A 25751-nucleotide genomic window follows, 5' to 3' on the forward strand; every position below is an offset into this window, starting at 1 on the left:
AAGGCATCGTCGTCTCCGAACCGGGCCGAAGTCACGCGCCAGCGAGGCGAACTCGGCGATCTCGGTCGGGCACACGAAGGTGAAGTCCTTCGGATAGAAGAAGATCACCTTCCACTTGCCCTCGAAGCTGTCCTGGGTGACGGCCTCGAAGGCCGAGACGCCGTTTTCCTCGTGGCTGTTGAAGCCCGGCTTGACGCCGATGATCTTGAAGTCCGGCAGTGTCTGACCAACGCCCAGCATGGCTGTTCTCCTGAAGTCGCTTGATGGAAGGAATCCGGAGCGCCGGGGGAGCGGCGCTGCAACCGCGAAATGGCTTGTGCGGTGCACAAAGTCAATGAGTGGACCTGATATTGATCCATAGATTTTGCCTATACAGAGCATAGGCTTGGGCGCCGCCATCGCCGCTTTACGAAGGCGGTCCTGACCGGCAAGGTCGGCCGGCACATCAGAGGAAGAGACACGCATGCGTCGCCTGACCGCCGCCCTGTTGATCGCCGCCGCTGCTCTTCCCGCAACCGCCGCGCCGGGCCTCGCGTCGGCCCAGACGCCGCCGGCGACGATCGGCGAGCGCTATGTGCCCGCGCCCTGGTGGATGCGGGATCCCGTCATCGCCTCGGTGGGCCATGTCCGCACCGAGATCGCCGCCAATCGGGCAAGCTTTGGCGCCGCCTTCCTGTCGATCGACCGCTCCGCCGCCGACGCCTCGCGCAAGGCCGCCGATCAGGTCCGCGCGCTCAGCCAGGCCTTGGCCGCCTATGGCGTGGACAAGATCCGGGTCGAGACCAGCCTGACGACGCGGCCCCTGTACGACCAGTATCGGGACGAGAACGGGGTGCTGCGAGACAACGCCCGGGCGGATCAGATCGAACGCTACCAGGCCAACGCCAATGTCACCGTCACCATCCGGGACGTCTCGGTGCTGGAGCGGGTCTATGCGACCGTGATCGCCGCCCAGCCGACCTCGGCGAGCGCCGTCTCCTTCAACCTCGAGCCGGAAAACGCCACCAAGACCTGGCTGCAGGGCGAGGCGGTCAAGGATGCCGCGCGGCGGGCGCGGGACGCCGCCGCGAACGCCGGCGCCGCCCTCGGCGGCGTGCGGGTGATCGACCCCACCGGCCGGGCCTGCGAGACCGACGTGCTGGCGGGCTGGCCGTCCTATTCTTCGGGTTCGGGCCTGGCCACCAATGTAGACGAAGTCGCCGTCACCGGCTCGCGCATCGAGCGCGGCTTTGCGCCGCCCGCGCCGCCCCCGCCACCGCCTCCGCCGCCGGGATCAGCGCCGTCTGAAGCCCAGATCGAGGCGGCCCGGCTCGCGCTGCAGCCGCCGCTGCGCGAACTGACCGACCGGGCCTGCGTCGTCTACGGGCTGAACTGACCGGATCATGGCCGACGCCTTCAAAGCCGATCCTGCGTTCAATGCCGGCTCCGTCGTGGTCTGCGACTGGCCGCTGTGCGAGGTGCGGCTGCAGGACGACGCCCGCTTTCCCTGGCTGATCCTGATCCCGCGCCGCACCGGTCTGCATGAGCTGGAGGACCTGACGGCGACCGAACGCGCCGAGCTGATGGACGAGATCGTCCGGGCCGGCGATCTGGCGCGGTTGCTGGGCGAGGCGGCCGGTCAGCCGGTGGAGAAGCTCAATGTGGCCGCCCTCGGCAACGTCACGACGCAACTGCATGTTCACGTCGTCGGCCGCCGCTCCGACGACGGTCTGTGGCCCGACCCCGTCTGGGGTCGGGGTGCGGCCCGGCCATACGGCGCCAACGGGCTGCAAGCGGCGGTGTCCCGCATTCGTCTGCGGGCCCGCCCGCCCGTGAAATGACGCGCTGCGTCAATCCTTGCACTCACGCTTCGTTGACCCCCGCCGCCYCGCTGCTTAAAGCCAGAGCACCGATTTYGAGCGGCTGAATTCGCTCAGGTTTCTGAGAACCATTCGCAATATGTCGACCTCTCCCCTGCCGGGCGACGCCTCSAACGACCCGACSGACGACCAGACCGGCCGTTTCGTGGTCCAGCCCAACGGCCGCGTCCGCCCCCTGTCGCCCCATCTCCAGATCTGGCGCTGGCACGTGGGACGACCAGACCGGCCGTTTCGTGGTCCAGCCCAACGGCCGCGTCCGCCCCCTGTCGCCCCATCTCCAGATCTGGCGCTGGCACGTGACCATGTTCGCCTCGATCCTSAACCGGATGACSGGCGGCGCCCTGTCKGTCGGRTCGGTGCTGRTCGCCCTGTGGCTGATGGCCCTCGCCTTCGGCCCCGACGCCTATGCGACTTTCACCGGCTGGATGGGATCGCCGCTGGGCCTGCTGGTCTGGTTCGGTCTGACCCTGGCCCTGTTCCTGCATCTGACGGGCGGCGTCCGTCACCTGATCTGGGACGCCGTCATCGGCCTGTCGCCGAAATCGGCCGACGCCCTGTCCTGGGCCTCGATCATCGTCGGCGTCGTTGGAGCGGTCGCCTTCTGGGTCTTCCTGTTCGCCTCCGGGAGGGTCTCGCTGTGAGCCGCGAAACCAAGGCCTTCGTGAAGGGCGTCAAGGTCTCCGAGCGCCACGGCGCCGGCGAATGGACCGCCGAACGGCTGTCGTCCCTGATCCTGGTTCCCCTGACCCTATGGGGTCTGTGGAGCGGCTTCACCCTGTCGGGCGGCGGCTATGACGGCGCGCGCGACTGGTTCGCCTCGCCGGTCAACGCCGTGCTGCTGGCCGTGACCCTGCTGGTCAGCCTCTGGCACATGAACATGGGCCTGAAGGTCATCGTCGACGACTACATCCACAAGCCCGGCTCGCGCGGCGCGCTGCTGGGCCTGATCGGCCTGCTCTGCCTCGTGATCGCGGCGGCGGGCGTCTTCTTTATCGTACGGCTGGCCCTGGGCTCCGCGCCCCTGCCCGCCGGTTTCGGGATCTGACGGCTGATGGCTGCTTATGAATTCGTCGACCATGCCTATGACGTCGTCGTCGTCGGCGCGGGCGGCTCGGGCCTCCGCGCCGCCCTCGGCGCCGCCCAGCAGGGACTGAAGGTCGCCTGCGTCACCAAGGTCTTCCCGACCCGCTCCCACACCGTCGCGGCCCAGGGCGGCATCTCCGCCTCGCTCGGCAACATGGGCGAGGATTCGTGGCAGTGGCACATGTACGACACCGTCAAGGGGTCGGACTGGCTGGGCGACCAGGACGCCATCGAATACCTCGTCCGCAACGCGCCCAAGGCCGTCTANCTCGGCAACATGGGCGAGGATTCGTGGCAGTGGCACATGTACGACACCGTCAAGGGGTCGGACTGGCTGGGCGACCAGGACGCCATCGAATACCTGGTCCGCAACGCGCCCAAGGCCGTCTACGAGCTCGAGCACTGGGGCGTGCCCTTCTCGCGCACCGACGAAGGCAAGATCTACCAGCGCGCCTTCGGCGGCATGACCCGCAACTTCGGCGAGGGCCCGGTGCAGCGYACCTGCGCYGCCGCCGACCGCACCGGCCACGCCATCCTGCACACCCTGTACGGCCAGTCGGTYCGCCGCGAGGTCGAGTTCTTCGTCGAATATTTCGSCCTCGACCTGATCATGCAGGACGGCGCCTGCACCGGCGTCACGGCGCTGAAGCTCGACGACGGCACGATGCACCGCTTCCGCGCCAAGCTGGTGATCCTCGCCACCGGCGGCTACGGCCGCGCCTATTTCTCGGCCACCTCGGCCCACACCTGCACCGGCGACGGCAACGCCATGGTGCTGCGCGCCGGCCTGCCGCTGCAGGACATGGAGTTCGTSCAGTTCCACCCGACCGGCATCTACGGCGCCGGCTGCCTGATCACCGAGGGMGCSCGCGGCGAGGGCGGCTACCTGACCAATTCCGAGGGCGAGCGTTTCATGGAGCGCTATGCGCCGACCGTGAAGGAYCTGGCCCCGCGCGACATGGTCAGCCGCTCCATGACCATCGAGATCCGCGAAGGCCGCGGCGTGGGCCCGAACAAGGACCACATCMACCTGCACCTCGACCACCTCGACCCGGCCGTGCTGCACGAGCGGCTGCCGGGCATTTCCGAGAGCGCCAAGATCTTCGCCGGCGTCGACGTGACGAAACAGCCGATCCCSGTCCTGCCGACSGTCCACTACAACATGGGCGGCATCCCCACGAACTATCACGGCGAGGTCCTGACCAAGGTCGGCGATAACGCCGACAGCGTCGTGCCCGGCCTGATGGCGGTGGGCGAGGCGGCCTGCGTCTCGGTGCACGGGGCAAACCGCCTCGGCTCCAACAGCCTGACCGACCTGGTCGTCTTCGGCCGCGCCGCCGGCCTGCGCTGCGGCGAGGTGGTGGACAAGGCGTCGAAGGTGCCGGACGCCCCGGCCTCGGTCACGGACGGCCACATCGCGCGCCTCGACCGCTTCCGTCATGCCAACGGCTCGACCCCGACGTCGAAGCTGCGCATCGACATGCAGCGCGCCATGCAGTCCGACGCCGCCGTCTTCCGCACCGGCAAGACGCTGGAGGAGGGGGTCGCCAAGCTGCGCGCCATCCACGCCGCCGGCGACGACATCAAGACCACCGACCGCGGCCTGATCTGGAACACCGACCTGGTCGAGACGATGGAGTACGACAACCTCGTCGACCAGGCCCTGGTCACCATCGAGGGCGCCCTGAACCGCACCGAGAGCCGCGGCGCCCACGCCCGCGAAGACTATCCGGACCGCAACGACGCCGAGTGGATGAAGCACACCCTCGCCTGGAAGGTCCCGGGCGAGACGGTGAAGATCGACTACCGCCCGGTGCACAATTACACGATGTCCGACGACATCGCCTACATCGAGCCGAAGGCGCGGGTTTACTAGAGATGGTTCAACTCACCCTCCCCAAGGGCTCCAAGCCCACGCGCGGCAAGGTCCACAAGGCCCCGGCCGGCGCGCAGAACGTCAAGACCTACAAGGTCTATCGCTACGACCCCGAGGTCGACGCCGACCCGCGCTGGGACACGTTCGAGATCTCGGCCGACGATCACGGCCCGATGCTGCTGGACGCCCTGATCCACATCAAGAANGGCAAGGGTATTCCGCGCCGCGCTTGATCACGAACGGCTCCTGACCGTGGTTGCTCAGGATGACCCCGACCTCGCCGCGATAGTCGCTGTCGATCGTGCCGGGCGAGTTCACCGACCCTGACCTTCCGGCGCTCGTGCCGCGAGGGCATCTGCGGCTCCTGCTCGATGAACATCGACGGGCGCAACACCCTGGCCTGCACCAAGGGCTGGGAGGAGTGCTCCTCCTCGACCATCTCGATCGCCCCCCTGCCGCACCAGCCGGTGGTCAAGGATCTGGTCACCGACCTGACCCTGTTCTACGCCCAGTACGACTCGATCCAGCCGTATCTGCAGTCGGACGAGCCGGACCCGGAGACCGAGCGCATCCAGCTGCCCGAGGACCGGGCCAAGCTGGACGGCCTGTACGAATGCATCCTGTGCGCCTGCTGCTCGACCTCCTGCCCCAGCTACTGGTGGAACCAGACGGAGTATCTGGGACCGGCGGCCCTGCTGCAGTCCTACCGCTGGATCGCCGACAGCCGCGACGACGCGACGGACAAGCGGCTCGACGACCTCGAGGACCCGTTCAAGCTCTACCGCTGCCACACCATCATGAACTGCGCCCAGGTCTGTCCCAAGGGGCTGAACCCGGCCGAGGCCATCGCCAAGACCAAGCAACTGATGGTGTCGCCGAGCCGCAAGACGACGGAAGCGGCCTGATGGGCCTTGCTTGCCCTGTCGCTGTCGCTACTTGAGGCCTGATGGCTAAGATCACCTACATCGAGCACGACGGCCGCGAGCATGTCGTGGAGGTCAAGACCGGCCTGTCCGTCATGGAGGGGGCGATCCGCAACAACGTCCCCGGCATCGACGCCGACTGCGGCGGGGCCTGCGCCTGCGCCACCTGCCACGTCTATGTCGACGAGGCCTTCGCCGCCGAGACCGGGCGCGCCTCGGCCATGGAGGAGTCGATGCTGGACTTCGCCGAGAACGTCCAGCCGAACAGCCGCCTGTCCTGCCAGATCCGGGTTTCGGACGATCTCGACGGCCTGATCGTCCGCCTGCCCGAAAACCAGCACTGAGCCCCGGCGTGGGTCAGGCTGATCCCCGGATGGTCGACCTGATCGGCCGTCTGATCGCGACCGGATCCCGAAACGCCGTCGGACCTCCCCTGATCGCCGTGGTCGGGGCGCAGGGGTCGGGCAAGACGACCCTGGCCCGCGCCGCCGCTGAAACCTTCGGCGGAGTGCAGATCTCGATCGACGACGTCTATCTGACGCGCGCGCGGCGTGAGGCGATGGCGGAGGAGGTGCACCCGCTGTTCCTGACGCGCGGGCCGCCGGGAACGCACGATCTTCGGTTGCTGGACCGCCTGATCAAGGCCCTGAGCACGGCCCGGCCCGACGACAAGGTTCTGATCCCCGACTTCGACAAGCGCGAGGACGACCGCCGGCCCATCCGGGACTGGCGAATCTTCATCGGAAGGCCCCGTGCGATCCTGATCGATGCGTGGTGCCTGGGCGCGCTGCCGGAGGACGAGGCCGACATCGCCGCCCCGATCAACGCGCTGGAGCGCGACCGCGACCCGGACGGCGCATGGCGCCGGGCCGTCAACGGCTTCGTGGCCGGTTCCTATGCCGAACTCGCAGCCCGGTTCGACGCCATCGTGTTTTTGAAGGCGCCGGGATTCGATGTCGTGCTGGACTGGCGCTGCCAGCAGGAAGCCGACCTGCTGAAAGTCTTCCCCGCCGACCTTCCCGACGAGGAGCGCCGCCGTCTGGCGGACTTCATCCAGTATTTCGAACGCGTCACGCGGCGCATGCTGGACGGCGGCGTCCGGGCCGATGTCGTGGTCGCCCTTGATCACGACCGCCGGCCTGGCTTTATACCCTCATGACCCTGCCATCGGATCGCCGCCGCGAAGCGCGAGACGCCGCCAGGAAGCGGGGGCTGGTCGTCGCGCCGGGGCTCGAACTGCCCTGCGTGATCGAGGACCAGTCGGCCTCGGGCCTGCGCATCCGTCTGGACCGCAGCTTCGCCCTGCCGCCGGTGATCATCGTCGTCGACCTAGCACGGGGCGTGGCCGTCGAAGCCGCGGTGGTCTGGAGCAAGGGTGTGGAGGCGGGTCTGAAACAGTCCGGCCAGATGTCGCTGCGGGGGCTGGTGCCCTCGCGCTTCGCCGCCGCGCGCGACGCCTTCCGACGGGCCGGGGGGTAGGACGAATCCCGGGTCAGGTGACCGCGGGCGCTCCCGAGAGGGATTCTTCCATTTCCAGGAAGGACGGCTGGGCCGAGGACGGGATGTCGCCGCGACCGATCTCGACCGAGATCTGGGCCGCATTGCCGTGCAGGTGGGCGACCAGCACCGACTGGATGATCTTATAGAAGGCCGATTCCTCGTCGATGATCGCCTTCAGCCGCGAGGCGATGGGGCCGACGAGGCCATAGGCCAGGAAGACGCCGAGGAAGGTGCCGACCAGGGCCCCGCCGATCATGCCGCCGAGAATTTCCGGCGGCTCCGTGATCGATCCCATGGTCTTGATCACGCCCAGCACGGCGGCGACGATGCCCAGGGCGGGCAGGGCGTCGGCGAGGGCGGTCAGGGCGTGGGGCGCGTTGAGCGCCTCGTGGTGATGTTTCTCCAGCTGCTTGTCCATGGCGTCCTCGATCTGGTGGGGATCCTCGAGGTTCATGGTCATCATGCGCAGGGTGTCGCAGATGAAGTCCGTGGCGAAATGGTCCTTCAGCACCTTGGGATATTTCTGGAAGATAGTGCTCTCGGCCGGCTTCTCGATNATCATGCGCAGGGTGTCGCAGATGAAGTCCGTGGCGAAATGGTCCTTCAGCACCTTGGGATATTTCTGGAAGATAGTGCTCTCGGCCGGCTTCTCGATGTGGCTTTCGAGGGCGATGACGCCCTTCGACTTCATCGTCTTGGTCAGCTGGAACAGCAGCGACAACAGGTCCTTGTAGTCCTGCTTCTTCCACTTCGGGCCCGCGAAGGCCTTGCCGAGGCCGCCCATGGTGGCCTTCATCGTCGTGGTGCTGTTCGAGATCAGGAAGGCGGCCAGGCCGGCGCCGCCGATGGCCATCATCTCATGCGGCAGGGCGTGCAGGATCACCGCGAACTTGCCGCCCGAGATGATGTAGCTGCCGAACACGAGGCCGAACAACAGCACGATGCCGATAATCTGGAACATGGAGGGCGATTCGTCCTGCGCGCGAGAGACGCCGACCATCGCCGTTAATGATTAAGAGGCGGTTGCAGACCGCTAACCCTAAAGTCGCGTCTCGCCGTTCAGGATCGCCGCGCGCGCCGCTTCGCTGAGTTTCGCGTAGCCGTTCTTGCCGCCGCGCACATACAGGGCGCCGTCGACCTTGTCGGGGTCGAAACCATCGGCCACCAGATCGGTCTTCTTGTATTTGAAGGTGCCCGTTGTGTCCGCCGACTTGATCAGCCGCACAAAGACCGGCCGCGCGTAAGCCGGCAGCTCCTGGTCGACCCAGGCTGCGAAGTCCTGCGCGGAGAATTTGCCGTCGATTACCAGAGCGACCATCCCGGCCTTGCCGTCCTGTCCGGGGATCGGGACTCCGTAGGCGATGACTTCCTTGACGCCGGGCGCGTCGGCCAGCCGCTGCTCGACCTCGGCGGTCGAGACGTTCTCGCCCTTCCAGCGGTAGGTGTCGCCGATGCGGTCGATGAAATAGACGTAGCCTTCGCTGTCCTGTTTCATCAGGTCGCCGGTGCGGAACCAGCGGTCGCCGCGCACGAAGACGTCGCGCAGGATCTTCTTTTCGGAGGCCGCCTTGTCGGCATAGCCCGAGAAGGCGTGACGGATGTCGTCGCCGATCATGCCCAGGGCCTCGCCGACCTCGCCCGCCCTGGCCAGCTGGCACAGGCCGTCCGGACCGCGAAACGGCTCCTCGGTCTCCATGTCGAAGCGGACGAGGCGGAAATTGATCTGCTTCTTGAGGAAGCCCGGCACCCGGCCAATGGCGCCCGGCTTGCCGTCGAAATTGAACACCGAGACATTGCCCTCGGTCGAGCCGTAGAATTCCAGGATGTCCGGAATGGCGAACCGCTTCTGGAAATCGTTCCAGACGTCGGGCCTCAGGCCGTTGCCGAAGGCCAGCCGCAGCTTGTGCGACCGCTCGTCGGGGTTCTCCGGACAGTTGACCAGATAGCGGCACAGCTCGCCGATATAGACGAACAGGGTCGCGCCGGAGGCCTTGACGTCCGGCCAGAAGGTCGTGGCCGAGAACCGCTTGCGCAGCACCAGCCGACCGCCGTTCAGCAGGGCGGGGCCGACCCCGACCAAGCCGCCGGTCGAGTGGTACAGCGGCAGGACGTTGAAGGTGACATCCTTGTCGGTCGCGGCGGTCGCCCCGGCGAAGGCGCGCATATAGGTGCGGGCGCGGGCGTGGGTGATCCGGGCCGCCTTGGGCATGCCGGTGGTGCCCGAGGTGTAGATGAACATCGCCGTGTCGCGGTTGGTCAGGCCGGATCGGGCGGAGCGCGCCGGCCGCACCGACGAGCCGCTGCGCACCGGCTTGTCGAGACCGCGCCGTTCGTCGGCCTCGTCCTCGTCCTTCAGGCCCAGCACCCAGAGCATCAGGTTGCGGCCCGACAGACCGCGCGCGTCCTCGACCCGCTTCCAGCAGTCCTCGTCGGTGACGACCTGGGACGCGTTGGAGATCGCCAGGCAGTGGGCCAGGGCATGGCCGGTCAGATTGGTGTTGATCAGGGCGGTGGCCACGCCGACCTTGGCGAAACCCAGCCAGGCGGCGATGTATTCGGCCCGGTTCAGCATCACCAGCGCGATGGTGTCGCCGCGCTTGAGCCGTCGGCTCTGGGCCCAGTGGCCGAACCGGTTCGCCATGGCGTCCAGCTCGCGATAGGTCAGGGTGCGGCGGTCGTCCTCGATCGCGGCATGTTCGGGGAATTTGTCGACGGCCTCTTCCCAGTCGTCGCAGACCAGGTCGGCGCTATCCAGGGTGATGGGCTTGATGCGGTTCAGCAGGCGTCGCAGTCCCCTGGCGAAACGCATGTTGCGCTTGATGCTCGCCACCAGACCCATCGCCGTGTCCACTCCTCGTCAGTCGCCCATCTGGTGATGAACAAGCCGCTCGCCGCGGTCAACCGGCAGGGGAATCTGACCGCCCATAGAGGGGGGTCGGGCGCCGCTTTGCGGGAAGACGTGGCGCCGAAGCGGCGGTGACGCAGCGTCACCGTGCGGAATCGGGACGGGGCAGCTTGAAGAACGCGGCGCGCGGGGGCTTAATCGGCGAACGGGGGTTGGCGGCGTCGGGTCGCGGAAGGCCCCGAGGGGGACCATATCCATGCGACTTCTGATCGCCGCCACGGCTTGCGCCCTGGTCTTCACGGGCGCCGCCACGGCCCAGGACTACAACGCCAACCCCAATTATGGGGACATCACCCTGGCGCCGGGCTTCACGCCCGATCCGCATCTCGTCAGCCTGCGCGCCGGCGGCAACGTCAGCGCCACGGCCGCCGGCAGCGGCTGCTCGGGCTATATCACCAGCGCCCCGGACTTCCGCCTGACCTGGGGCGGCAAGGGCTCGTTGAACCTGAAGATCTCGGTCCTGTCCAAGGCCGACACCACCCTGGTCGTGAACGGCCCCAACGGCGAATGGTATTGCGACGACGATACGGGCGAGGACAACAATCCGTTGATCACGCTGGGGTCGCTGGCCGGCCGGTATGAAATCTGGGTCGGGACCTATTCGAGCGGCGACCCCCAGCCCGCGGTCCTGTCGATTTCAGAACTCACAAACTTCTGACGCGAACAGACAAGTAAAGCGTCGACGTAAACATGCACCGTTGTCGCCCCAACTGTGGCGACAACGGTGTTTCTTCACGGCCAGGCTTAAATCGCGGAACCGTGATCTCGCAGGACTGTTTCTTTCCTATCGATTTGGAGGAACAGATCATGTCCGTGACTTACCCTGCCGACCCGCTGAAACCGTACGGTGAACGCAATGAAGTGAAGCCGTTCGGCGACCTGATGGAGCGCAGTCCACGCCTCGACGGCGCGAATGAAGAGCCCTTCGTTCCCGTCTACGCCCGTCGCGGCAAGGCTGCCCGCCGCGGGGGCGGAAAGGTCCAGACCTGGATGATCCTGGCGCCCGTGGGCGTGCTGGTCCTGGGCGGCCTCGGCGCCATGATGCTGATGAACGGCGAGGAGACCGCCCCGCCGCTGGCCGAACCCGCCGCGACGGCTACTGTCGTGTCCGCGACTCCGCTCGTCCCGGCGGCGAGTCCCGCCGCCAGCGCCTCGACTCCGGCTCCGGTGGTTCGGGCCCCGGCCCCGGCTCCCGTGCTGCGTGAAGCGACGCCGGTTCGCCGGGCCGCCGCTTCGGCCCCGGCGCGGCGGACGACGACGCCGGCGACTCCGCGCGCCGCTGTGGCCCCGGTCGCCCGTGCGGCGACCCCCGCTACGGCCGCGTCCTCGACGTCCACGCTGAATACCGCGCCGACCTCGCCCGCGCCGACCGCGACGGCCACGCCCGCGCCTGCGCCGGCCCAGCCGCCGGCTCCGGTGATCGTGGTCCAGCCCATCGGCTGATCCCGGCGACGATGAGATCGAAGGCCCCGGCGGGAGACCGCCGGGGCCTTCTTCGTTCAGGGGGCGGCCGCGGCGACCGGCGCGCCGCCGGCGGGCGACACCCGCCAGATCACATTGCCGACGTCGTCGGCCACCAGCAGGGCGCCCAGACGGTCGAACTGCACGCCCACGGGCCGGCCCATGGCCTGGTCCTGGTCGTTGAGGAAGCCGGTCAGGATGTCCTGCGGCGGTCCCGCGGGCGCGCCGTTCGCGAACGGCACGAAGATCACGCGATAGCCGTTGCGGGGCTTGCGGTTCCACGATCCGTGCTGTCCGACGAAGGCCCCGCCGCGATACCGGGCCGGAAACAGCGACCCCTCGCCGAACGTCAGGCCCAGCGAGGCGGTGTGCGATCCCAGCGCATAATCCGGCTTCAGGGCGCGGGCCACCATGGCGGGATTGGCCGGCTCGACCCGGGTGTCGACGATCTGCCCGTAATAGCTCCACGGCCAGCCATAGAAGGCGCCGGGCGTGACCGAGGTCATGTAGTCGGGGACCAGATCGTTGCCGAGCTCGTCGCGCTCATTGACCGAGACCCACAGCTTGCCGCTGTCCGGCTGCCACGCCAGGCCGACCGGATTGCGCAGGCCGGAGGCGTAGATGCGGCCGGTTCCGGCGACGGGATCGATCTCCCAGATCGCGGCCCGGCCCTCTTCCTCGTCCAGGCCGTTCTCGCCGATATTGGAGTTGGAGCCGACGCCGACATACAGGCGCGATCCGTCCGCGCTGGCGACCAGGCTCTTGGTCCAGTGGTGATTTCTCTGGGCCGGCAGATCGAGGATCCTGCGCGGCGCGGCGGTGATCTGCGTCTGTCCCGCCTGGTAGGGGAAGGCCACCACGGCGTCGGCGTTGGCGACGTAGAGGGTGTCGCCGACCAGGGCCATGCCGAACGGCGAGGTCAGGTTCTCGAGAAAGGCGGTCCTGGTTTCGGCCGTTCCGTCGCCGTTCGCGTCGCGCAGCAGGGTGATCCGGTTGGCGCTGGGCGCCTTGGCGCCGGCCTTCTTCATGAACAGGCCCTGGACCCAGGCGCGCAAGCCGCCGCCGGCCGGGGCGTCGATGTTCTCGGGCTTGGGCGGCGCGTTGGACTCGGCGACGAGGATGTCGCCGTTCGGCAGACGGTACAGCCAGCGGGGGTGATCAAGGCCGCTGGCGAAGGGCTGGACGCGGAAGCCGGGCGCGGCGACCGGCGTCCGGCCGGTCGGCCAGCCGACGGCGTCGGCGACGTTCACCGTGGGGAACAGCGCCCTGTGCGGCGCGGGCAGGGTGGGATCGGGGCCGAAGCCGGCCGAGGGATCCAGCGCCTCATTGCCTCCGCAGGCGGCGAGGGTCAGGACGGCGGCCGAGACGGCGAGGACGGGCAGGCGGGACATGAGCGGCTTCCCTGATCAGACGGGTCAGAAGGCGGGGAATTCCAGACGACGGACATCGTAACCCAAAGCCCCGGCGCGAGCGACCAGCCGTTGACGTTCGGCGTCGTCGGGGACCCGACGGGTGTAGATCCACAGCTTGTCGAAGCTCGGATCGGCCGAGATGAACCAGCTGTAGTCGTCCGCATGATCCAGCACCCAGTAGTCCCAAGTGACCAAGCCGCCGAAATACCGCACGCGCAGTCTGGCGTTCGTCCCGGGGTCCAGAATTTCGCCGCGCGCGCCGATCGCCTTCTCCCGCCCTTGCGGCGTACCGACCTGGCAGGTGTCGCGCACATCGACCCGCGAGGGACTGACCAGCACATAGTTGGTCGCGCCCGCGACGCAGCCGTCGGTCAGGCCCATCGGCAGGCGTGCGATCTCCAGCCAGCGGCCGGAATAGAACCGTTCCAGGTCTACGGCCTTCGCCGGTTGGGGGGCGCGCACCTGGTCCGGGGCCGGGGCGGTGACGCAGGCGGAAAGGGACAGCGACACGGCGAGGGCGGCGAGACGCATGACGGGGCTCCTGCGGTTGATCAGCAAGGCAGATACGGCGCAGGTTCCGGCGGGGACGCCCGGCGCGGCCATTCAGGTCAGGGGATTCAAATCCTTCGGCGGGCGGATGCGACGGAAACGCGCCTCGATGAAGGAAAAGGCCCCGAAGGCGACGAAGCCCAGCGCGGCCAGGGCCAGAATCCACGGACCGCCGGGCTGGCGCTCGACCGCATCCAGCGCGGAGCCGAAGGTGGTGACGTCCGAGGCCTTTGACCGGAGCCCGGCCAGAATCACGAGGATCGCAAGAGGAACATAGGCCAGACCGCGCGCGATGACGCCGGCGCGGGCGAGCGGCGCGACGCGGCGGCACGTCTTAGGCGAGCAGGCCAGGTATTCGGTGAAGTCCTCGCGCCATGCCCGGCTGACATTGGCTATTCCGATGCCCAGCAGGACGAGACCCGCACCCGCCAGCAACCAGTTGCCCCACGGCAGGGCCAGCACCGTGGCCGCCTGTTCCTGGCTTCTGGCCTCGTCGGCGGCGGCCGGATCGTCCGGCTTGTGGATCAGCATGGCAAAGGCGTTGAACGCCAGGAAGCCATAGCTCAGGCCGCTGAAGGCCTGGCTCATCCGGGTCATCAGACCGTGTCGGCCCGTGCCTTCGTGGTCGGCGTCGAACACGGCCTGCAGCATCCGCCACATGACGAAGGCCGACAGGCCCAGTCCCACCAGCAGCAGCCAGAGACGGCCGAACGGCCGCTCCGCCATCCAGGCGATGGCGCCCTTGGTTCCGACCGCATCCCCGATCAGGTCCGCCGCCGCCAGCAGGATCAGCAGGCCGACGGACAGATAGACGAAGCCGCGCGCGCCGTAGCCGATCCGCGCCGCCAGTTCGAGCAGGTCTTGCAGGGGCGGGACGCGGCGCAGGACCGGAGACTTGCGGCGCCCGAAATCGCCCGCGCGGGCCAGACGGGATCGAAGGGAGGCGAGGGGGCTGGGCACGGCGACGGTAACTCGCGGCGCCGAATATGGCTCCGCTCGAGCATGCCGGTCTTGAGGTGCGGCCAACGGACGCATATCTGCGGACCGGTTCGGAGGGCGTGCATGCAACCGGTGATCTCGATCCAGGGTCTGACCAAGACCTACAAGTCCGGGCTGCAGGCCCTCAAACCCATCGATCTGACCATCAGCAAGGGCGAGATCTTCGCCCTGCTGGGTCCCAACGGCGCCGGCAAGACGACCCTGATCTCGATCGTCTGCGGCATCGTCACCCCGTCGACCGGGACGGTGATGGCCGACGGCCACGACATCCAGGCCGACTATCGGGCGGCGCGGTCGAAGATCGGCCTGGTGCCGCAGGAACTGACCACCGACGCCTTCGAGACGGTGCTGGCCACGGTCACGTTCAGCCGCGGCCTGTTCGGCAAGGCGCCGAACCCCGCCTTCATCGAACAGGTGCTGCGCGACCTCAGCCTCTGGGACAAGCGCAACGACAAGCTCAGGACCCTGTCCGGGGGCATGAAGCGCCGGGTGATGATCGCCAAGGCGCTCAGCCACGAGCCCGATATCCTGTTCCTCGACGAGCCGACGGCGGGCGTGGACGTGGAGCTGCGCCGTGACATGTGGGCCCTGGTGCGCGGGCTGAGGGACAGGGGCGTCACCATCATCCTGACCACCCACTATATCGAGGAGGCCGAGGAGATGGCCGACCGGGTGGGCGTGATCCTCAAGGGCGAACTGATCCTGGTCGAGGAGACCTCGGCCCTGATGAAGAAGCTGGGCAGGAAGACCCTGACGCTGAACCTGCAGGAACCGCTTGCCGCCCTGCCGCCCGAGCTGGCCGAATGGTCGCCGACGCTGAAGGCCGACGGGAACGAGCTGGAATACGTCTTCGACTCCAACCTCGAGAAGACCGGGGTGCCGTCGCTGCTGCGCCGGCTGTCGGACCTGGGCATCGCCTTCAAGGACCTGCACACCAGCCAGAGCTCGCTGGAGGACATCTTCGTCAGTCTGGTCCACAGCGACAAGACGACCGGAGCCGCCGCATGACCCGTCAATCCTCCAGGGCCCTGGCCTTCAACGGCTACGGCGTCTGGGCCATCTACCGTTTCGAGATGGCGCGGGCCCTGCGCACCGTCTGGCAGTCGCTGGTCACCCCCGTGATCACCACGGCCCTGTATTTCGTGGTCTTCGGCTCGGCCATCGGCAGCCGCATGACCGAGATCGACGGCGTGCCCTACGGCGCCTTCATCGTGCCCGGCCTGATCATGCTGAGCCTGTTCACCCAGTCGATCTTCAACGCCAGCTTCGGCATCTATTTCCCGAAATTCACCGGCACCATCTACGAGCTGCTGTCGGCGCCGGTGTCGCCGCTGGAGATCGTCATCGCCTATGTCGGGGCGGCGGCGACCAAGTCGGCGGTGCTGGGACTGGTGATCCTGGCCACGGCCGCCCTGTTCGTGCCGCTGCGGATCCTGCATCCGGTCGAGATGCTGGCCTTCCTGATCCTGATCTCGACCACCTTCAGCCTGTTCGGCTTCATCATCGGCATCTGGGCCGACGGCTTCGAACAGCTGCAGATGATCCCCATGCTGGTGGTGACGCCCCTGACCTTCCTCGGCGGGTCCTTCTATTCGATCGACATGCTGCCGCCGGTGTGGCGCACGATCACCCTGTTCAACCCGGTGGTCTATCTGATCTCGGGCTTCCGCTGGACCTTCTACGGTTCGGGCGACGTCGGCATCGGGGTCAGTCTCGCCGCCACCCTGGGCTTCCTGCTGGTCTGTCTCGCGGTCGTGGGCTGGATGTTCAGGACCGGCTATCGCCTCAAGACCTAGGACCGTCACGAAACGGGCCAGATCGGCGGACACCTTGCCCCTGCCTCGAAACCGGGGCCTCCGCGTTGTTGAAGCGCGCCCGACGGGGCGCGGGAGCCCGAATGTCCACCGAGCCCGACAAACCCCTGAACGGAACGCCCGAGCCGTTCCGCCGTCCCGTGGTCTGGGGGCGGCCGCCCGCGACCGTGTTCCGCGCCGGGCCGCTGCCGAAGGGCGACCGCCTGCCGCCGCTCCCCGAGCCGCCGCGCGCGCCCCAACCGGCGCCGCGCCCCGGGGCTCCGGGCATCTTCAGCGGATCCATGATCCCGCGTGCGGCGCCCCGGCCGGCGCAGGAACCGGTCGCGCCCGTCGCCCGGGCTGAAGCGGCCGCGCCCGCGGCTGCGCCAGCCGAACCGGTCGCGGCGGCGGCGGTCGAAGCGCCCGTCAAGACTCCGCCCGCCCCTGACCTCGCCGTCAGGCCGCTGCCGCCGGCCCGGTCGGCCCCAGCCGGGCCTCGGCCGGTCCCTGAGGCCGCCGCGGCGCCCGTGACGCCGCGCCCTGTCGCCATCGAGCCGGCGGCGGGCTCGGCTCTCCAGGCGGCCAGCGCCCGCGGAAAGGCCCCGGGCCGCACGGCCCTGTACGGCGGTCTCGCCGCCGCTGCGATCGCCGTCGTCGCCGTGGGCGGCTGGATGCTGACCCGTTCCCCGGCCGTCGCGCCCGCCCCTCCGGCGGAGACGCCCGCCCTCGCGGCTCCGGCCGACACTGCGGCCGCGCGTCCGGTCGCGCCCGCGTCCGCGCCCGAAGCGACGCCGGCTTCAGCCGCCCCCGCCCCCGCCCCGGCCACGGAACCTGCCGCGGTCCGCGCTTCGGCCGTCACGACGCGACCGGACGCGCGTCCCGCCGCCGCGTCGACCCCGCCGCGTCCGGCCGCCGCGACCCCCGTCCGGACGCCTCCGGTTTCGGCGCCTGCCGCCCCGCCGCCGGCCATCGCCACGGCGCCGCTGGTCGAGATCGCCCCGGTCCAGCCCGCTGGGCCGCCGCCGACTGAGGCCGAGCGGCCGCCGGCCGATCCCGACGCCCCGATCGCGACGCGGCCCCAGCCGATCGGCTAGGCCGGACCGCGCCTGCGTCCGAATCTGACGCAGACGCATGCTTCCATGACGGAACCCTGCGGGGCCGGTCTTTGACAATCCAACGCAGGGAGCGCCGCCTCCCGGCTGAAAAGACGCATGAGACGCATGAGACCGTCTTTTTCGGCCTGGGCCGAAGCCTAGCGGATGGCGATATAGCCGCGCTCGACCATCCGGCGCAGGCCCTCATAGGCCTCGGCCAGCTCCTCATAGGCCGTGCGGGCCGAGGTCAGGCGGGCGATCTGGTCCGGAGTCGAGGGCGCGCCGGATTCGGACTGGCGCAGGCTCTCCGCCACCCATTTGCCCCGCGCCGTTGCAGTCATGATGGCCAGCTTCTGAAAGGTCGGCGCGTCGACCCGCGGCAGCATCTGGCCGATGATCTCGCGATTGGCGACGAAGGCGGAATAGTCGATCTGCTCCAGCAGGCCGCGCACCCGCCGCTGTTCCGCGGGATCGGCGTCCTGGGGCTCGAAATGATCGCGCTGGCGGCGATAGGCGCCGGTCTGGATGGTGGACATCGGCCCTCCGGAAATGGTCTGCGGTCCAGCCTGCGCCGCGTCGATTAACGCCCCGTTAGCCCTGTCCGGACGGGATTGCCCCAGGCTGCCGGATTTGATACTTAAGTGAATGCTTCAGTATCAGTCGCCCCTCGACACGGCCTTCCAGGCGCTCTCCGACCCGACCCGCCGGGCCATGGTCGAGCGTCTGTCCCGCGGTCCGGCCACGGTCAGCGAACTGGCGGCGCCCTTGCCGATGTCGATGTCGGCGGTGGTGCAACATCTGAAGATCCTCGAGGCGTCGGGCCTGGTGGCCTCGGAGAAGACGGGGCGCGTCCGGACCTGCCGCGTCGACGCCCGGATCCTCGGCGCGGCCGAGCGCTGGATCAACGAACGCCGCCAGTCGGTCGAACGCAGTCTCGACCGGCTCGGCGTCTTTCTGGACGAAACCCGGGACGAAGAGGAGTTTCCGAAATGACCGCCGCCGCCCGCCCCTCCGTCGCGCACGGGACCTTCACGGTCGAGCGCCGCTACGACGCCTCGCCGGCGCGGGTGTTCCGCGCCCACGCGGACCCCGTCGCCTTCCGCCGCTGGTTCGCCGATGGCGAGGGCTGGACCATTCACGAATGGACGCAGGATTTTCGCGTCGGCGGCGGTTTCACCGGCCGCTTCCGCTTCGGCGACGAGGGCAACGACACCTGGTTCAACGACACCGACTATCTGGACATCGTCCCGGACCGGCGGATCATCCTGTCCTATGTCATGGGTCGCATGGCCGGCGACGGGAAGCAGCGCGCCTCCGCGTCCCTGGCGACGACCGAACTGGTCCCGGACGGTTCGGGGACGCGCCTGATCTACACGGAACAGGGGGCCTTCCTCGACGGGGCCGACGACATCACCGAACGCGAACGGGGCTGCGCCGAAATGCTGGAAGCCCTGGGGCGCGAGCTGGAGGGCCACCGATGAGCGGCAAGGTGCGCGTCGACGCCTTCAGCGTCTCGGTCGACGGGTTCGGCGCCGGCCCCGACCAGAGCCTCGACCATCCCCTCGGCGTGGGCGGAGAAAATCTGCATCACTGGTTCTATCCGACCGAAACCTTCCGCACCCTCTTCGGCCAGTCCGCGGGCGAGGAGGGCGTGGACAACGACTTCGCGCGCCGCAGCATGGAAGGGATGGGCGCCTGGATCATGGGGCGCAACATGTTCGCGCCGAGCCGGGGCGACTGGCCGGACGACGGCTGGAAGGGCTGGTGGGGCGCCGAGCCGCCCTATCATGTGCCCGTCCTCGTTCTGACCCATCACCCCCGCGACCCGATCGAGATGGAGGGCGGCACGGTCTTTCATTTCGAGACCGGAGGGATCGAGGCGGCGCTGGAGAAGGCGCGGGCCCTGGCGGGCGGCAAGGACGTCCGCATTGGCGGCGGCGCGGAAACGATCCGGCGGTATCTGAGGGCCCGGCTGGTCGACCGGATGCATGTGGCCATGTCTCCCGTGGTTCTGGGCCGGGGCGAGCCGCTGTGGCAGGGTCTGGATCTGCCGGCCCTCGGCTACCAGGTCGCCTCCAGCACCTCCGGCGAAAGGGCGACCCATCTCATCCTCACCCGCATCGGGGAGGATCGGCCTTGAGCGAACTCTTCTTCGGCGCCTTCACCGTCACCCGCCGTTATGACGCCCGGCCAACACGGGTCTTCGCCGCCTTCGCGGACCGGGAGATCAAGCAGCGCTGGATGGGCTGTGAAGCGGTCAGCGCGCCGGTGATCGAGCAGCTGGACTTCCATGTCGGCGGCCGTGAGATGAGCCGCGGCGGCGGCCTGGACGGCGTCGAGCATCTGTTCGACGGTCGGTACCTGGACATCGTCCCGGACAGCCGGTTCGTCTTCGCCTTCGTCATGTCCGTGGGCGGGCGCAAGATCTCGGCCTCGCTGGGAACCGTGGAGTTCACGCCGGACGGCGAAGGGACGCTCCTGACCTTCAACGAGCAGGGCGTCTATTTCGGCGAGGACGGCTGGGCCGAGCGGGAGGAAGGCACGGCCGCCGGCCTGGATCAACTCGGCGCCTGGCTGGCGTCCCAAGGCAAGGAGGCCTGACCATGGCGCTGCAACTCTGGTCCCATCCCTACGCCGCCTACGGCCAGAAGGCCTCCGTGGCGCTGTACGAGCTGGACCTGCCATTCGATCTGCGGCTGGTCGATGCGGCCGACGAGGCGGGCATGGCCGCGTTCCGCGCCGTCTCGCCCTTCGGCAAGATGCCCGTCCTCGTCGACGGCGACCGCCGCCTCGTCGAATCCAGCATCGTCATCAAATATCTGGACCAGAGGGCGGGCGGCGGGCGGCTGATCCCCACCGACCCGGAGGCGGCGCTGGAGGCGCGGCTGATCGACCGGATCGTGGACACCTACGCCGGCGGGCCGATGAACCGCATCATTCCGCGCAAATTCCGGCCCGCAGGGAACGAGGATCCGTATGGCGACGCCCAGGACGAGGGTGTTCTGACCTCTGCGTGGGATTGGCTGGAGCAGCGGCTGTCGGACGGGCGCACCTGGGGCGCGGGCGAGGCCTTCACCCTGGCCGACTGCGGGGCCGCCCCCATCCTGACCTATGCGCGGCGGCTGGTCCCGTTCGGCGATCGGCCGCGCCTGAGGGCGTGGCACAGGCGGCTGATGGCGCGGCCCTCGTTCGTTCGGGCGCTGGAGGACGCCGCCCCCTTCGGCGACCTGATGCCGGCGCCGCCTGCGGAAGACTAGCGGATCAGTGCGCCTCGGGCGGCCGCGCGGCGGGGCTGAAATATTCGTTCTCGGGGCGCGGATGGGCGTCGAGTACGAAGCGGCGGTCGCAATAGGCGCATTCGACGAAATCCTCGCCGCCCATGTCCATGTAGACGAGGGGATGGCCGAGGGCTCCGCCGCCGCCGTCGCAGGCCACGCGCTTGGTCGGGACGACGATGGCCTCGGGCGGCGGGATGATCGCTTCGGGATGGCGCGGCGGCATTCGTTCAGCTCTGGTCTTGGCGGGGCAGGTGCGCGCGCATAGGTATGCGCCCGCGCTCCATATCGTCAAACGGGGCCATTCCGATACCTGAAAGCGCCTGCATGACCGAGCCTGTCGCCCTGCCCGTCAACGCCGTCGAGATCCACGGGCTGGAGAAGACCTACGCCGGCGCCGGGAAGGCGCCCCCGAAGACGGCCCTGCGCGGCGTCGATCTGGTCATTCCGCGGGGGTCGATGTTCGGCCTGCTGGGTCCCAACGGGGCCGGCAAGTCGACCCTGATCAACATCCTCGCCGGGGTGGTGAACAAGACCGGCGGCACGGTCTCGATCTGGGACCGCGACATCGACCGGCAACCGCGCGACGCCCGCGCCGCCCTGGGCGTGGTGCCGCAGGAGATCGTCGCCGACGTCTTCTTCACCCCGCGCGAGGCGCTGGAGGTCCAGGCCGGCTTCTATGGCGTGCCGGCCAGTGAGCGCCGGTCCGACGAACTGCTGGCCGCGCTCGGCCTGTCGGACAAGGCTCACGCCTATGTCCGCGCCCTGTCCGGCGGCATGAAGCGCCGGTTGATGGTGGCCAAGGCCCTGGTCCACAATCCGCCGATCCTGATCCTCGACGAGCCGACGGCGGGTGTCGACGTCGAACTGCGCCGTCAGCTGTGGGATTACGTCCGGCGCATCAACGCCGAGGGCGTCACCGTGCTGCTGACTACCCACTATCTGGAGGAGGCGCAGGAACTCTGCGACACCATCGCCATCATGAACCGCGGCGAGGTCGTGGCCTGCGAGCCGACGCCGCAGCTGCTCCGCCGGCTGGACACCCGCAACGTCGTGGTGACGCCCGAAGGAGCCCTGGACGGTCTGCCCGCGGTCAGGGGGTTCGAGGTCGTGGCCCGGCCCAACGGCGCCTTCGCCATCAGCTACAAGAAGGGCCAGTCGTCGGTCGAACAGGTGCTGGCGGCGGTGCGCGCCGCGGGCGTGACCATCGCCGACATCGTGACCGAGGACCCGGACCTGGAGGACGTCTTCCTGGCGCTGACCTATGGCGATGCGAACCAGGTCAGTCCGACGAACGATTGAGCGTGTCGCGGTTGTCGCGGGTCAATTGTATCGGCCGACGCGCGACCCTCAGACCACCATCACCGTGCCGATGAGCAGGCGCGCGCCGGCCCGGCCCATGGTCGTATTGGTCGCCGCCTGAAGCTGGGCGACCAGACGTTCGACGTCGGGCGGCGCGCCGGGCAGCAGGGCGCCGGCCGACTGTTGCACCACCGCGGCGTAGGCGGCGCGAAGCCGCGGCGCGGACTGGGCCACGCGGGCGCGCAGGGCGGCGTCGGGGGTGTCGATCCCGGTCTCGACCGTCATCACGCCGCGCCGGCCGCCGGGGCGCATGACGTTGGCGGTGATGGTCGGCAGGCGCAGATAGCTGGCCTGGGGCGCGCCCGCGCCTTCGCTGGTCCTGAGCGTCGTTGTCTTCAGTCCGAGGAGGTCGCGGCGATCCATGCGCCGACCCTGGCACGGAGCGCTTAAGGCGTGGTTACGCCGCCGCCTCGATCGTCCGGGCTTCCATGGCCTTCAGGTCCAGCAGGGCGAACAGGGCCGCGTCCTCGTCCTGTTCCGGATTGGGCGTGGTCAGCAGCTTGCCGCCGACGAAGATGGAGTTGGCGCCGGCGAGGAAGCACAGGGCCTGCATCTCGGCGCTCATGGTCTCGCGGCCGGCCGACAGGCGCACCATGGCCTTGGGGCAGACCAGACGGGCGACGGCGACGGTGCGGACGAATTCGATCGGATCGATCTGGCCCTCGGCCAGCATCCGCTCGCCCAGAGGCGTGCCGGTGACCGGCACCAGGGCGTTGACCGGCAGGCTGTCGGGATGTTCGGGCAGGGTCGCCAGCGCATGCAGCAGGCTGGCCCGGTCCCGCCGCGTCTCGCCCATCCCGACAATGCCGCCGCAGCAGGTGTTCATGCCGGCGTCGCGCACATGCCGCAACGTGTCCAGCCGGTCCTGATAAGTCCGGGTGGTGACCACCTGGGCGTAGTACTCCGGCCCCGTATCCAGGTTGTGATTGTAGAAATCGAGACCCGCCGCCTTCAGCTGCCGCGCCTGGTCGGCGGTCAGCATGCCCAGCGTCGCGCAGGTCTCGAGGCCCAGCGCCTTCACCCCTGCGATCATGGTCGCCAGTTTCGGCGTGTCGCGGTCCTTCAGTTCGCGCCACGCCGCGCCCATGCAGAACCGGCTGGCCCCGCCGGCCTTCGCCGCCATGGCCTCGGCAAGGACGGCGGTCGCGTCCATCAGCTTTTCCGCCTTCAGCCCCGTGTCGAAACTGGCCGACTGCGAGCAGTAGCCGCAGTTCTCGGCGCAGCCGCCCGTCTTGACGGACAGCAGCTGGCTCTTCTGCACCTCCGACGGATCGAACCATGCGCGGTGCACCGTGGCGGCGTCATACACCAGGTCCATGAAGGGGCGGGCGAACAGCGCCTCGACCTCGGTCAGGGTCCAGTCGTGGCGGGGCGTCGAGGGGCTGGCGGTCATGAAGCCGTGCTTAGCTCCCCCATTCCGTTCCGCCAAGCCCGCCTAGTCCTCGTCGCGGTAGACCCGGCCGTCGCGCATGACGAAGTCCATCGAGGTCAGAACGGTCACGTCCGTCAGAGGATCGCCGTCGACGGCGACGAGGTCCGCCCGCTTGCCCGGCTCCAGCGAGCCGATCTCGGATGACAGGCCCAGCAGGTCCGCCGCGTTGACCGTGGCGGCCTGGATCGCGCTCATCGGCGTCATGCCGTGCTGGACCATCAGGGCGAATTCGTCGGCGTTGCGGCCATGCTTCGACACGCCGGCGTCGGTGCCGAAGGCGATCCTGACCCCGGCGGGAACAGCCCGCTGGAGGGACTGGCCGGTGATCGAAATGCGCCAGCGGATCTTGGGCAGGACCTCGGGCGAATAGGCGTTCGGATCAGCGGCCAGCCGCTCGATATAGCCGTTCACGGTGGACAGGGTCGGGACATAGTAGGCGCCGGACTGGCGGAACAGGCGGATCGTCTCGTCGTCGAAGACGGTGCCGTGCTCGATCGAGTCGGCTCCCATCCGCAGCGCCAGGTTGATGCCGTCGGCGCCGTGGGCGTGGACCGCGACCTTGAGGCCGTACAGATGCGCCGTGTCGACAAGGGCGCGGGCCTCGTCCTCGAACATCTGGGCTCCGACGCCGGCGCCGATGCGGCTGTTCACGCCGCCAGTGGTGGCGATCTTGATGACGTTGGCGCCGCGCCCGACCTGGATGCGCACCGCCTCGCGGCAGCTTTCCGGGCCGTTGCAGACATTGTCGTGCGGAATATCATCGCGGAGGTCGTCGTTGAAACCCAGACGGCCGTCCATGTGCCCCGAGGTCGTCGAGATGCTGTTCCCCGCATCGACAATGCGCGGTCCGGGCAGGCGATGGGCCGCCGTCGCATCGCGCAGCGCCAGGGTCACGCCGCCGTCATCCCCGAGGTTCCGCACGGTCGTGAAGCCGGCCATCAACGTCTTCTCGGCGTTCTCGGCGGCGCGATAGGCGTGGGTCGGCAGGTTCTCGGTGATGCCCGACAAAAAGCCCGCCTGGCCGCCGAGGTCGGACACCAGATGCACGTGGCTGTCGATCAGGCCGGGCAGGACGAAGCGGTCGCGCTGGTCGATGACGGTGGCGCCGGGAAAGGTCGAGGCGTCGACGAAGCCGTCGCGGATCTCGACGACCAGCCCGTCGCGCACCACCACGGTCGAGGGGCCGCGCGGGGCCTGACCCGGCCGGTCCAGCAGACGGCCGGCCTGGACCAGGGTGACCGGTCCCGGTTCGGACACGGCAGGCGCGGGCTGGGCGTTCGCCGCCGCCGCCGTCAGGGCCAGAATCGCCACGCCGCCGAGGCTCGCCATCGGTCTGTTCATCGTCACCCTCTCCTGATCCGCCGCCATGTTGAGCGCAGTCGACGCCGTTGCGCCAGAGCAGCCTTCATCGGTAAACACATAAAGATATCCTTATGTGTTTCTTGCTCCGGAGCCGGGACCGGTCTATAGGCCGCCCGAACAATCTCCCGGAAAGCCCGCTCCATGACCGACTACATCGTCCGCGACATCTCGCTTGCCCCGTTCGGCAACAAGGAAATCGCCATCGCCGAAACCGAAATGCCGGGCCTGATGGCCCTGCGTGAAGAGTTCGGCGGCCAGCAGATCCTCAAGGGCGCGCGCATCGCCGGCAGCCTGCACATGACCATCCAGACCGCCGTGCTGATCCAGACGCTGGAGGCCCTTGGCGCCGAGGTCCGCTGGGCCTCGTGCAACATCTTCTCGACCCAGGACCACGCCGCGGCCGCCATCGCCGCCAACGGCACCCCGGTGTTCGCCACCAAGGGCGAGACCCTGGAAGAGTACTGGGACTATGCCCACAAGATCTTCGAATGGGCCGACGGCGGCTATCCGAACCTGATCCTCGACGACGGCGGCGACGCCACCCTGCTGTGCGTGCTCGGGCCCAAGGCCGAGAAGGACCTGTCGCTGCTGGCCAACCCGCAGAACGAGGAGGAGGAAGCCCTCTTCAAGGTGATGAAGCGCTACATCGCCGAGAAGCCGGGCTTCTATTCGGCGATCCGCGACGCCATCGGCGGCGTGTCGGAAGAGACCACCACCGGCGTCCACCGCCTGTACGAAATGGCCAAGAAGGGCGACCTGCCGTTCCCCGCCATCAACGTCAACGACAGCGTCACCAAGTCCAAGTTCGACAACCTGTACGGCTGCCGTGAATCGCTGGTCGACGCGATCCGCCGCGGCACCGACGT

Annotated in this window: 31 protein-coding genes and 4 pseudogenes; 22 read left to right on the forward strand and 13 right to left on the reverse strand. The window is 68.7% G+C overall.

The annotated features are described in order from the left end of the window. Window positions 1-240: redoxin domain-containing protein (locus ASD25_RS20075; protein ID WP_156389397.1), on the reverse strand; the 240-nt coding region annotated here is incomplete at its 3' end. Window positions 241-463: 223 nt separating this feature from the next. On the opposite strand from ASD25_RS20075, the gene ASD25_RS20080 reads away from it, so the two are divergent. From ASD25_RS20080 to sdhA, 6 genes and pseudogenes are all read left to right on the forward strand, one after another. After that, complete coding sequence (locus tag ASD25_RS20080) at window positions 464-1375, forward strand: SIMPL domain-containing protein (RefSeq protein ID WP_055826595.1); 912 nt, start codon at window positions 464-466, stop codon at window positions 1373-1375. Between the two features lie 7 nt (window positions 1376-1382). After that, complete coding sequence (locus ASD25_RS20085; protein ID WP_055826598.1) at window positions 1383-1820, forward strand: HIT domain-containing protein; 438 nt, start codon at window positions 1383-1385, stop codon at window positions 1818-1820. Between the two features lie 272 nt (window positions 1821-2092). Then, a complete protein-coding gene (sdhC, locus tag ASD25_RS20090) occupies window positions 2093-2500 on the forward strand; it encodes a succinate dehydrogenase, cytochrome b556 subunit (RefSeq protein ID WP_235562811.1) in 408 nt (135 codons plus the stop codon). Continuing rightward, a complete protein-coding gene (gene sdhD, locus ASD25_RS20095) occupies window positions 2497-2904 on the forward strand; it encodes a succinate dehydrogenase, hydrophobic membrane anchor protein (RefSeq protein WP_082559980.1) in 408 nt (135 codons plus the stop codon). The genes sdhC and sdhD overlap by 4 nt, the downstream gene beginning before the upstream one ends. 6 nt (window positions 2905-2910) lie before the next feature. Then, the coding region (locus ASD25_RS32230; RefSeq protein ID WP_156389271.1) for an FAD-dependent oxidoreductase at window positions 2911-3209 on the forward strand (299 nt) is incomplete at its 3' end. 1 nt (window position 3210) lies between these two features. Further along, a pseudogene (sdhA, locus tag ASD25_RS20100) lies at window positions 3211-4818 on the forward strand (succinate dehydrogenase flavoprotein subunit); the annotation flags it as partial. Between the two features lie 206 nt (window positions 4819-5024). Here sdhA and ASD25_RS32235 read toward each other — a convergent pair. Beyond that, a pseudogene (locus tag ASD25_RS32235) lies at window positions 5025-5118 on the reverse strand (hypothetical protein); the annotation flags it as partial. A 6-nt stretch (window positions 5119-5124) separates the two neighbouring features. Between ASD25_RS32235 and ASD25_RS20105 the strand changes: the two are divergent. From ASD25_RS20105 to ASD25_RS20120, 4 genes and pseudogenes are all read left to right on the forward strand, one after another. Next, a pseudogene (locus tag ASD25_RS20105) lies at window positions 5125-5723 on the forward strand (succinate dehydrogenase iron-sulfur subunit); the annotation flags it as partial. A gap of 41 nt (window positions 5724-5764) precedes the next feature. After that, window positions 5765-6085, forward strand: coding sequence for a 2Fe-2S iron-sulfur cluster-binding protein (locus tag ASD25_RS20110; protein WP_055826608.1), 321 nt, complete (start codon window positions 5765-5767; stop codon window positions 6083-6085). Between the two features lie 8 nt (window positions 6086-6093). After that, window positions 6094-6900: a kinase gene (locus ASD25_RS20115; protein WP_235562812.1), complete on the forward strand. Its 807-nt coding sequence runs from the start codon at window positions 6094-6096 to the stop codon at window positions 6898-6900. Then, complete coding sequence (locus ASD25_RS20120) at window positions 6897-7220, forward strand: PilZ domain-containing protein (protein WP_156376864.1); 324 nt, start codon at window positions 6897-6899, stop codon at window positions 7218-7220. The genes ASD25_RS20115 and ASD25_RS20120 overlap by 4 nt, the downstream gene beginning before the upstream one ends. 13 nt (window positions 7221-7233) lie before the next feature. Here ASD25_RS20120 and ASD25_RS32240 read toward each other — a convergent pair. From ASD25_RS32240 to ASD25_RS20130, 3 genes and pseudogenes are all read right to left on the reverse strand, one after another. Continuing rightward, on the reverse strand, window positions 7234-7797 hold a 564-nt coding region (locus tag ASD25_RS32240; protein WP_235562813.1), incomplete at its 5' end, for a MotA/TolQ/ExbB proton channel family protein. A gap of 1 nt (window position 7798) precedes the next feature. Next, window positions 7799-8202, reverse strand: a pseudogene (locus tag ASD25_RS32245) (motility-associated protein); the annotation flags it as partial. Window positions 8203-8280: 78 nt separating this feature from the next. Further along, entirely contained in the window at window positions 8281-10080 is a 1800-nt protein-coding gene (locus ASD25_RS20130; RefSeq protein ID WP_055826614.1) for a long-chain-acyl-CoA synthetase, read from the reverse strand. A gap of 262 nt (window positions 10081-10342) precedes the next feature. Here ASD25_RS20130 and ASD25_RS20135 point away from each other — a divergent pair, with 262 nt between their 5' ends. Together ASD25_RS20135 and ASD25_RS20140 are read left to right on the forward strand one after the other, a co-directional pair. Further along, window positions 10343-10804, forward strand: coding sequence for a hypothetical protein (locus tag ASD25_RS20135; RefSeq protein ID WP_055826617.1), 462 nt, complete (start codon window positions 10343-10345; stop codon window positions 10802-10804). Between the two features lie 155 nt (window positions 10805-10959). Further along, entirely contained in the window at window positions 10960-11589 is a 630-nt protein-coding gene (locus tag ASD25_RS20140) for a hypothetical protein (RefSeq protein WP_156389398.1), read from the forward strand. A gap of 56 nt (window positions 11590-11645) precedes the next feature. Here ASD25_RS20140 and ASD25_RS20145 read toward each other — a convergent pair whose 3' ends face one another. From ASD25_RS20145 to ASD25_RS20155, 3 genes are all read right to left on the reverse strand, one after another. Beyond that, window positions 11646-12998 carry a sorbosone dehydrogenase family protein gene (locus tag ASD25_RS20145; RefSeq protein WP_055826621.1) on the reverse strand — a complete coding sequence of 451 codons (1353 nt, stop codon included), beginning with the start codon at window positions 12996-12998 and terminating at the stop codon, window positions 11646-11648. A 24-nt stretch (window positions 12999-13022) separates the two neighbouring features. Further along, window positions 13023-13550, reverse strand: a complete 528-nt coding sequence (locus ASD25_RS20150; protein ID WP_055826626.1) for a lipocalin family protein — start codon at window positions 13548-13550, stop codon at window positions 13023-13025. Between the two features lie 72 nt (window positions 13551-13622). Further along, entirely contained in the window at window positions 13623-14528 is a 906-nt protein-coding gene (locus tag ASD25_RS20155; RefSeq protein ID WP_200943682.1) for a DUF1206 domain-containing protein, read from the reverse strand. Between the two features lie 102 nt (window positions 14529-14630). Between ASD25_RS20155 and ASD25_RS20160 the strand changes: the two genes are divergently transcribed. The 3 genes from ASD25_RS20160 to ASD25_RS20170 all read left to right on the forward strand — a co-directional run bounded on the left by ASD25_RS20160 (window position 14631) and on the right by ASD25_RS20170 (window position 17454). After that, window positions 14631-15575, forward strand: a complete 945-nt coding sequence (locus tag ASD25_RS20160) for an ABC transporter ATP-binding protein (protein WP_055826630.1) — start codon at window positions 14631-14633, stop codon at window positions 15573-15575. Continuing rightward, window positions 15572-16363: an ABC transporter permease gene (locus tag ASD25_RS20165; protein WP_055826639.1), complete on the forward strand. Its 792-nt coding sequence runs from the start codon at window positions 15572-15574 to the stop codon at window positions 16361-16363. The genes ASD25_RS20160 and ASD25_RS20165 overlap by 4 nt, the downstream gene beginning before the upstream one ends. 101 nt (window positions 16364-16464) lie before the next feature. After that, entirely contained in the window at window positions 16465-17454 is a 990-nt protein-coding gene (locus ASD25_RS20170; RefSeq protein ID WP_055826642.1) for a hypothetical protein, read from the forward strand. Window positions 17455-17612: 158 nt separating this feature from the next. Here the strand turns inward: ASD25_RS20170 and ASD25_RS20175 are convergent, their stop codons facing one another. Further along, window positions 17613-17990, reverse strand: a complete 378-nt coding sequence (locus ASD25_RS20175; protein ID WP_055826644.1) for a hypothetical protein — start codon at window positions 17988-17990, stop codon at window positions 17613-17615. 109 nt (window positions 17991-18099) lie between these two features. On the opposite strand from ASD25_RS20175, the gene ASD25_RS20180 reads away from it, so the two are divergent. Genes ASD25_RS20180 through ASD25_RS20200 form a run of 5 tightly spaced genes read left to right on the forward strand, consistent with a single transcriptional unit; the run spans window position 18100 to window position 20711 of the window. After that, the gene (locus ASD25_RS20180; RefSeq protein WP_055826647.1) at window positions 18100-18447 is read left to right on the forward strand and encodes a helix-turn-helix transcriptional regulator; all 348 of its coding nucleotides are present in this window, start codon (window positions 18100-18102) and stop codon (window positions 18445-18447) included. Beyond that, window positions 18444-18935: an SRPBCC family protein gene (locus ASD25_RS20185; protein WP_055826650.1), complete on the forward strand. Its 492-nt coding sequence runs from the start codon at window positions 18444-18446 to the stop codon at window positions 18933-18935. Before ASD25_RS20180 ends, ASD25_RS20185 begins: the two co-directional genes overlap by 4 nt. Then, complete coding sequence (locus tag ASD25_RS20190; protein WP_055826653.1) at window positions 18932-19594, forward strand: dihydrofolate reductase family protein; 663 nt, start codon at window positions 18932-18934, stop codon at window positions 19592-19594. The genes ASD25_RS20185 and ASD25_RS20190 overlap by 4 nt, the downstream gene beginning before the upstream one ends. Beyond that, window positions 19591-20055 (forward strand): SRPBCC family protein, encoded by a 465-nt coding sequence (locus tag ASD25_RS20195; protein ID WP_055826656.1) that lies wholly within the window; start codon window positions 19591-19593, stop codon window positions 20053-20055. Before ASD25_RS20190 ends, ASD25_RS20195 begins: the two co-directional genes overlap by 4 nt. Window positions 20056-20057: 2 nt before the next feature. Further along, on the forward strand, window positions 20058-20711 hold the full coding sequence (locus ASD25_RS20200) for a glutathione S-transferase family protein (RefSeq protein ID WP_055826660.1): 654 nt from the start codon (window positions 20058-20060) through the stop codon (window positions 20709-20711). Between the two features lie 4 nt (window positions 20712-20715). Here the strand turns inward: ASD25_RS20200 and ASD25_RS20205 are convergent, their stop codons facing one another. Next, complete coding sequence (locus tag ASD25_RS20205) at window positions 20716-20955, reverse strand: zinc-finger domain-containing protein (RefSeq protein ID WP_055826662.1); 240 nt, start codon at window positions 20953-20955, stop codon at window positions 20716-20718. 101 nt (window positions 20956-21056) lie between these two features. On the opposite strand from ASD25_RS20205, the gene ASD25_RS20210 reads away from it, so the two are divergent. Further along, the gene (locus tag ASD25_RS20210; RefSeq protein WP_055826665.1) at window positions 21057-22031 is read left to right on the forward strand and encodes an ABC transporter ATP-binding protein; all 975 of its coding nucleotides are present in this window, start codon (window positions 21057-21059) and stop codon (window positions 22029-22031) included. Between the two features lie 48 nt (window positions 22032-22079). On the opposite strand, the gene ASD25_RS20215 is transcribed toward ASD25_RS20210, so the two are convergent. Genes ASD25_RS20215 through ASD25_RS20225 form a run of 3 tightly spaced genes read right to left on the reverse strand, consistent with a single transcriptional unit; the run spans window position 22080 to window position 24864 of the window. Continuing rightward, on the reverse strand, window positions 22080-22454 hold the full coding sequence (locus tag ASD25_RS20215) for a hypothetical protein (protein WP_055826668.1): 375 nt from the start codon (window positions 22452-22454) through the stop codon (window positions 22080-22082). A gap of 34 nt (window positions 22455-22488) precedes the next feature. After that, window positions 22489-23484, reverse strand: coding sequence for a biotin synthase BioB (gene bioB, locus ASD25_RS20220; RefSeq protein WP_055826671.1), 996 nt, complete (start codon window positions 23482-23484; stop codon window positions 22489-22491). 42 nt (window positions 23485-23526) lie between these two features. Next, window positions 23527-24864: an amidohydrolase family protein gene (locus tag ASD25_RS20225; RefSeq protein WP_235561685.1), complete on the reverse strand. Its 1338-nt coding sequence runs from the start codon at window positions 24862-24864 to the stop codon at window positions 23527-23529. Window positions 24865-25026: 162 nt separating this feature from the next. On the opposite strand from ASD25_RS20225, the gene ASD25_RS20230 reads away from it, so the two are divergent. Then, window positions 25027-25751: adenosylhomocysteinase (locus tag ASD25_RS20230; protein ID WP_082572535.1), on the forward strand; the 725-nt coding region annotated here is incomplete at its 3' end.

The sequence above is a fragment of the Brevundimonas sp. Root1423 genome, from assembly GCF_001426805.1.

Excerpts from the sequence above, each read along its gene's own strand:
- ASD25_RS20160 (WP_055826630.1), top strand. The coding sequence starts at position 14,631 with ATGCAACCGGTGATCTCGATCCAGGGTCTGACCAAGACCTACAAGTCC.
- ASD25_RS20185 (WP_055826650.1), top strand. The coding sequence starts at position 18,444 with ATGACCGCCGCCGCCCGCCCCTCCGTCGCGCACGGGACCTTCACGGTC.
- ASD25_RS20135 (WP_055826617.1), top strand. The coding sequence starts at position 10,343 with ATGCGACTTCTGATCGCCGCCACGGCTTGCGCCCTGGTCTTCACGGGC.
- ASD25_RS20190 (WP_055826653.1), top strand. The coding sequence starts at position 18,932 with ATGAGCGGCAAGGTGCGCGTCGACGCCTTCAGCGTCTCGGTCGACGGG.
- ASD25_RS20120 (WP_156376864.1), top strand. The coding sequence starts at position 6,897 with ATGACCCTGCCATCGGATCGCCGCCGCGAAGCGCGAGACGCCGCCAGG.
- ASD25_RS20200 (WP_055826660.1), top strand. The coding sequence starts at position 20,058 with ATGGCGCTGCAACTCTGGTCCCATCCCTACGCCGCCTACGGCCAGAAG.
- ASD25_RS20080 (WP_055826595.1), top strand. The coding sequence starts at position 464 with ATGCGTCGCCTGACCGCCGCCCTGTTGATCGCCGCCGCTGCTCTTCCC.
- ASD25_RS20130 (WP_055826614.1), bottom strand. The coding sequence starts at position 10,080 with ATGGGTCTGGTGGCGAGCATCAAGCGCAACATGCGTTTCGCCAGGGGA.
- ASD25_RS20210 (WP_055826665.1), top strand. The coding sequence starts at position 21,057 with ATGACCGAGCCTGTCGCCCTGCCCGTCAACGCCGTCGAGATCCACGGG.
- ASD25_RS20225 (WP_235561685.1), bottom strand. The coding sequence starts at position 24,864 with ATGAACAGACCGATGGCGAGCCTCGGCGGCGTGGCGATTCTGGCCCTG.
- ASD25_RS20150 (WP_055826626.1), bottom strand. The coding sequence starts at position 13,550 with ATGCGTCTCGCCGCCCTCGCCGTGTCGCTGTCCCTTTCCGCCTGCGTC.
- ASD25_RS20170 (WP_055826642.1), top strand. The coding sequence starts at position 16,465 with ATGTCCACCGAGCCCGACAAACCCCTGAACGGAACGCCCGAGCCGTTC.
- ASD25_RS20180 (WP_055826647.1), top strand. The coding sequence starts at position 18,100 with ATGCTTCAGTATCAGTCGCCCCTCGACACGGCCTTCCAGGCGCTCTCC.
- ASD25_RS20085 (WP_055826598.1), top strand. The coding sequence starts at position 1,383 with ATGGCCGACGCCTTCAAAGCCGATCCTGCGTTCAATGCCGGCTCCGTC.
- ASD25_RS20165 (WP_055826639.1), top strand. The coding sequence starts at position 15,572 with ATGACCCGTCAATCCTCCAGGGCCCTGGCCTTCAACGGCTACGGCGTC.
- ASD25_RS20110 (WP_055826608.1), top strand. The coding sequence starts at position 5,765 with ATGGCTAAGATCACCTACATCGAGCACGACGGCCGCGAGCATGTCGTG.
- bioB (WP_055826671.1), bottom strand. The coding sequence starts at position 23,484 with ATGACCGCCAGCCCCTCGACGCCCCGCCACGACTGGACCCTGACCGAG.
- ASD25_RS20215 (WP_055826668.1), bottom strand. The coding sequence starts at position 22,454 with ATGGATCGCCGCGACCTCCTCGGACTGAAGACAACGACGCTCAGGACC.
- ASD25_RS20145 (WP_055826621.1), bottom strand. The coding sequence starts at position 12,998 with ATGTCCCGCCTGCCCGTCCTCGCCGTCTCGGCCGCCGTCCTGACCCTC.
- ASD25_RS20205 (WP_055826662.1), bottom strand. The coding sequence starts at position 20,955 with ATGCCGCCGCGCCATCCCGAAGCGATCATCCCGCCGCCCGAGGCCATC.
- ASD25_RS20175 (WP_055826644.1), bottom strand. The coding sequence starts at position 17,990 with ATGTCCACCATCCAGACCGGCGCCTATCGCCGCCAGCGCGATCATTTC.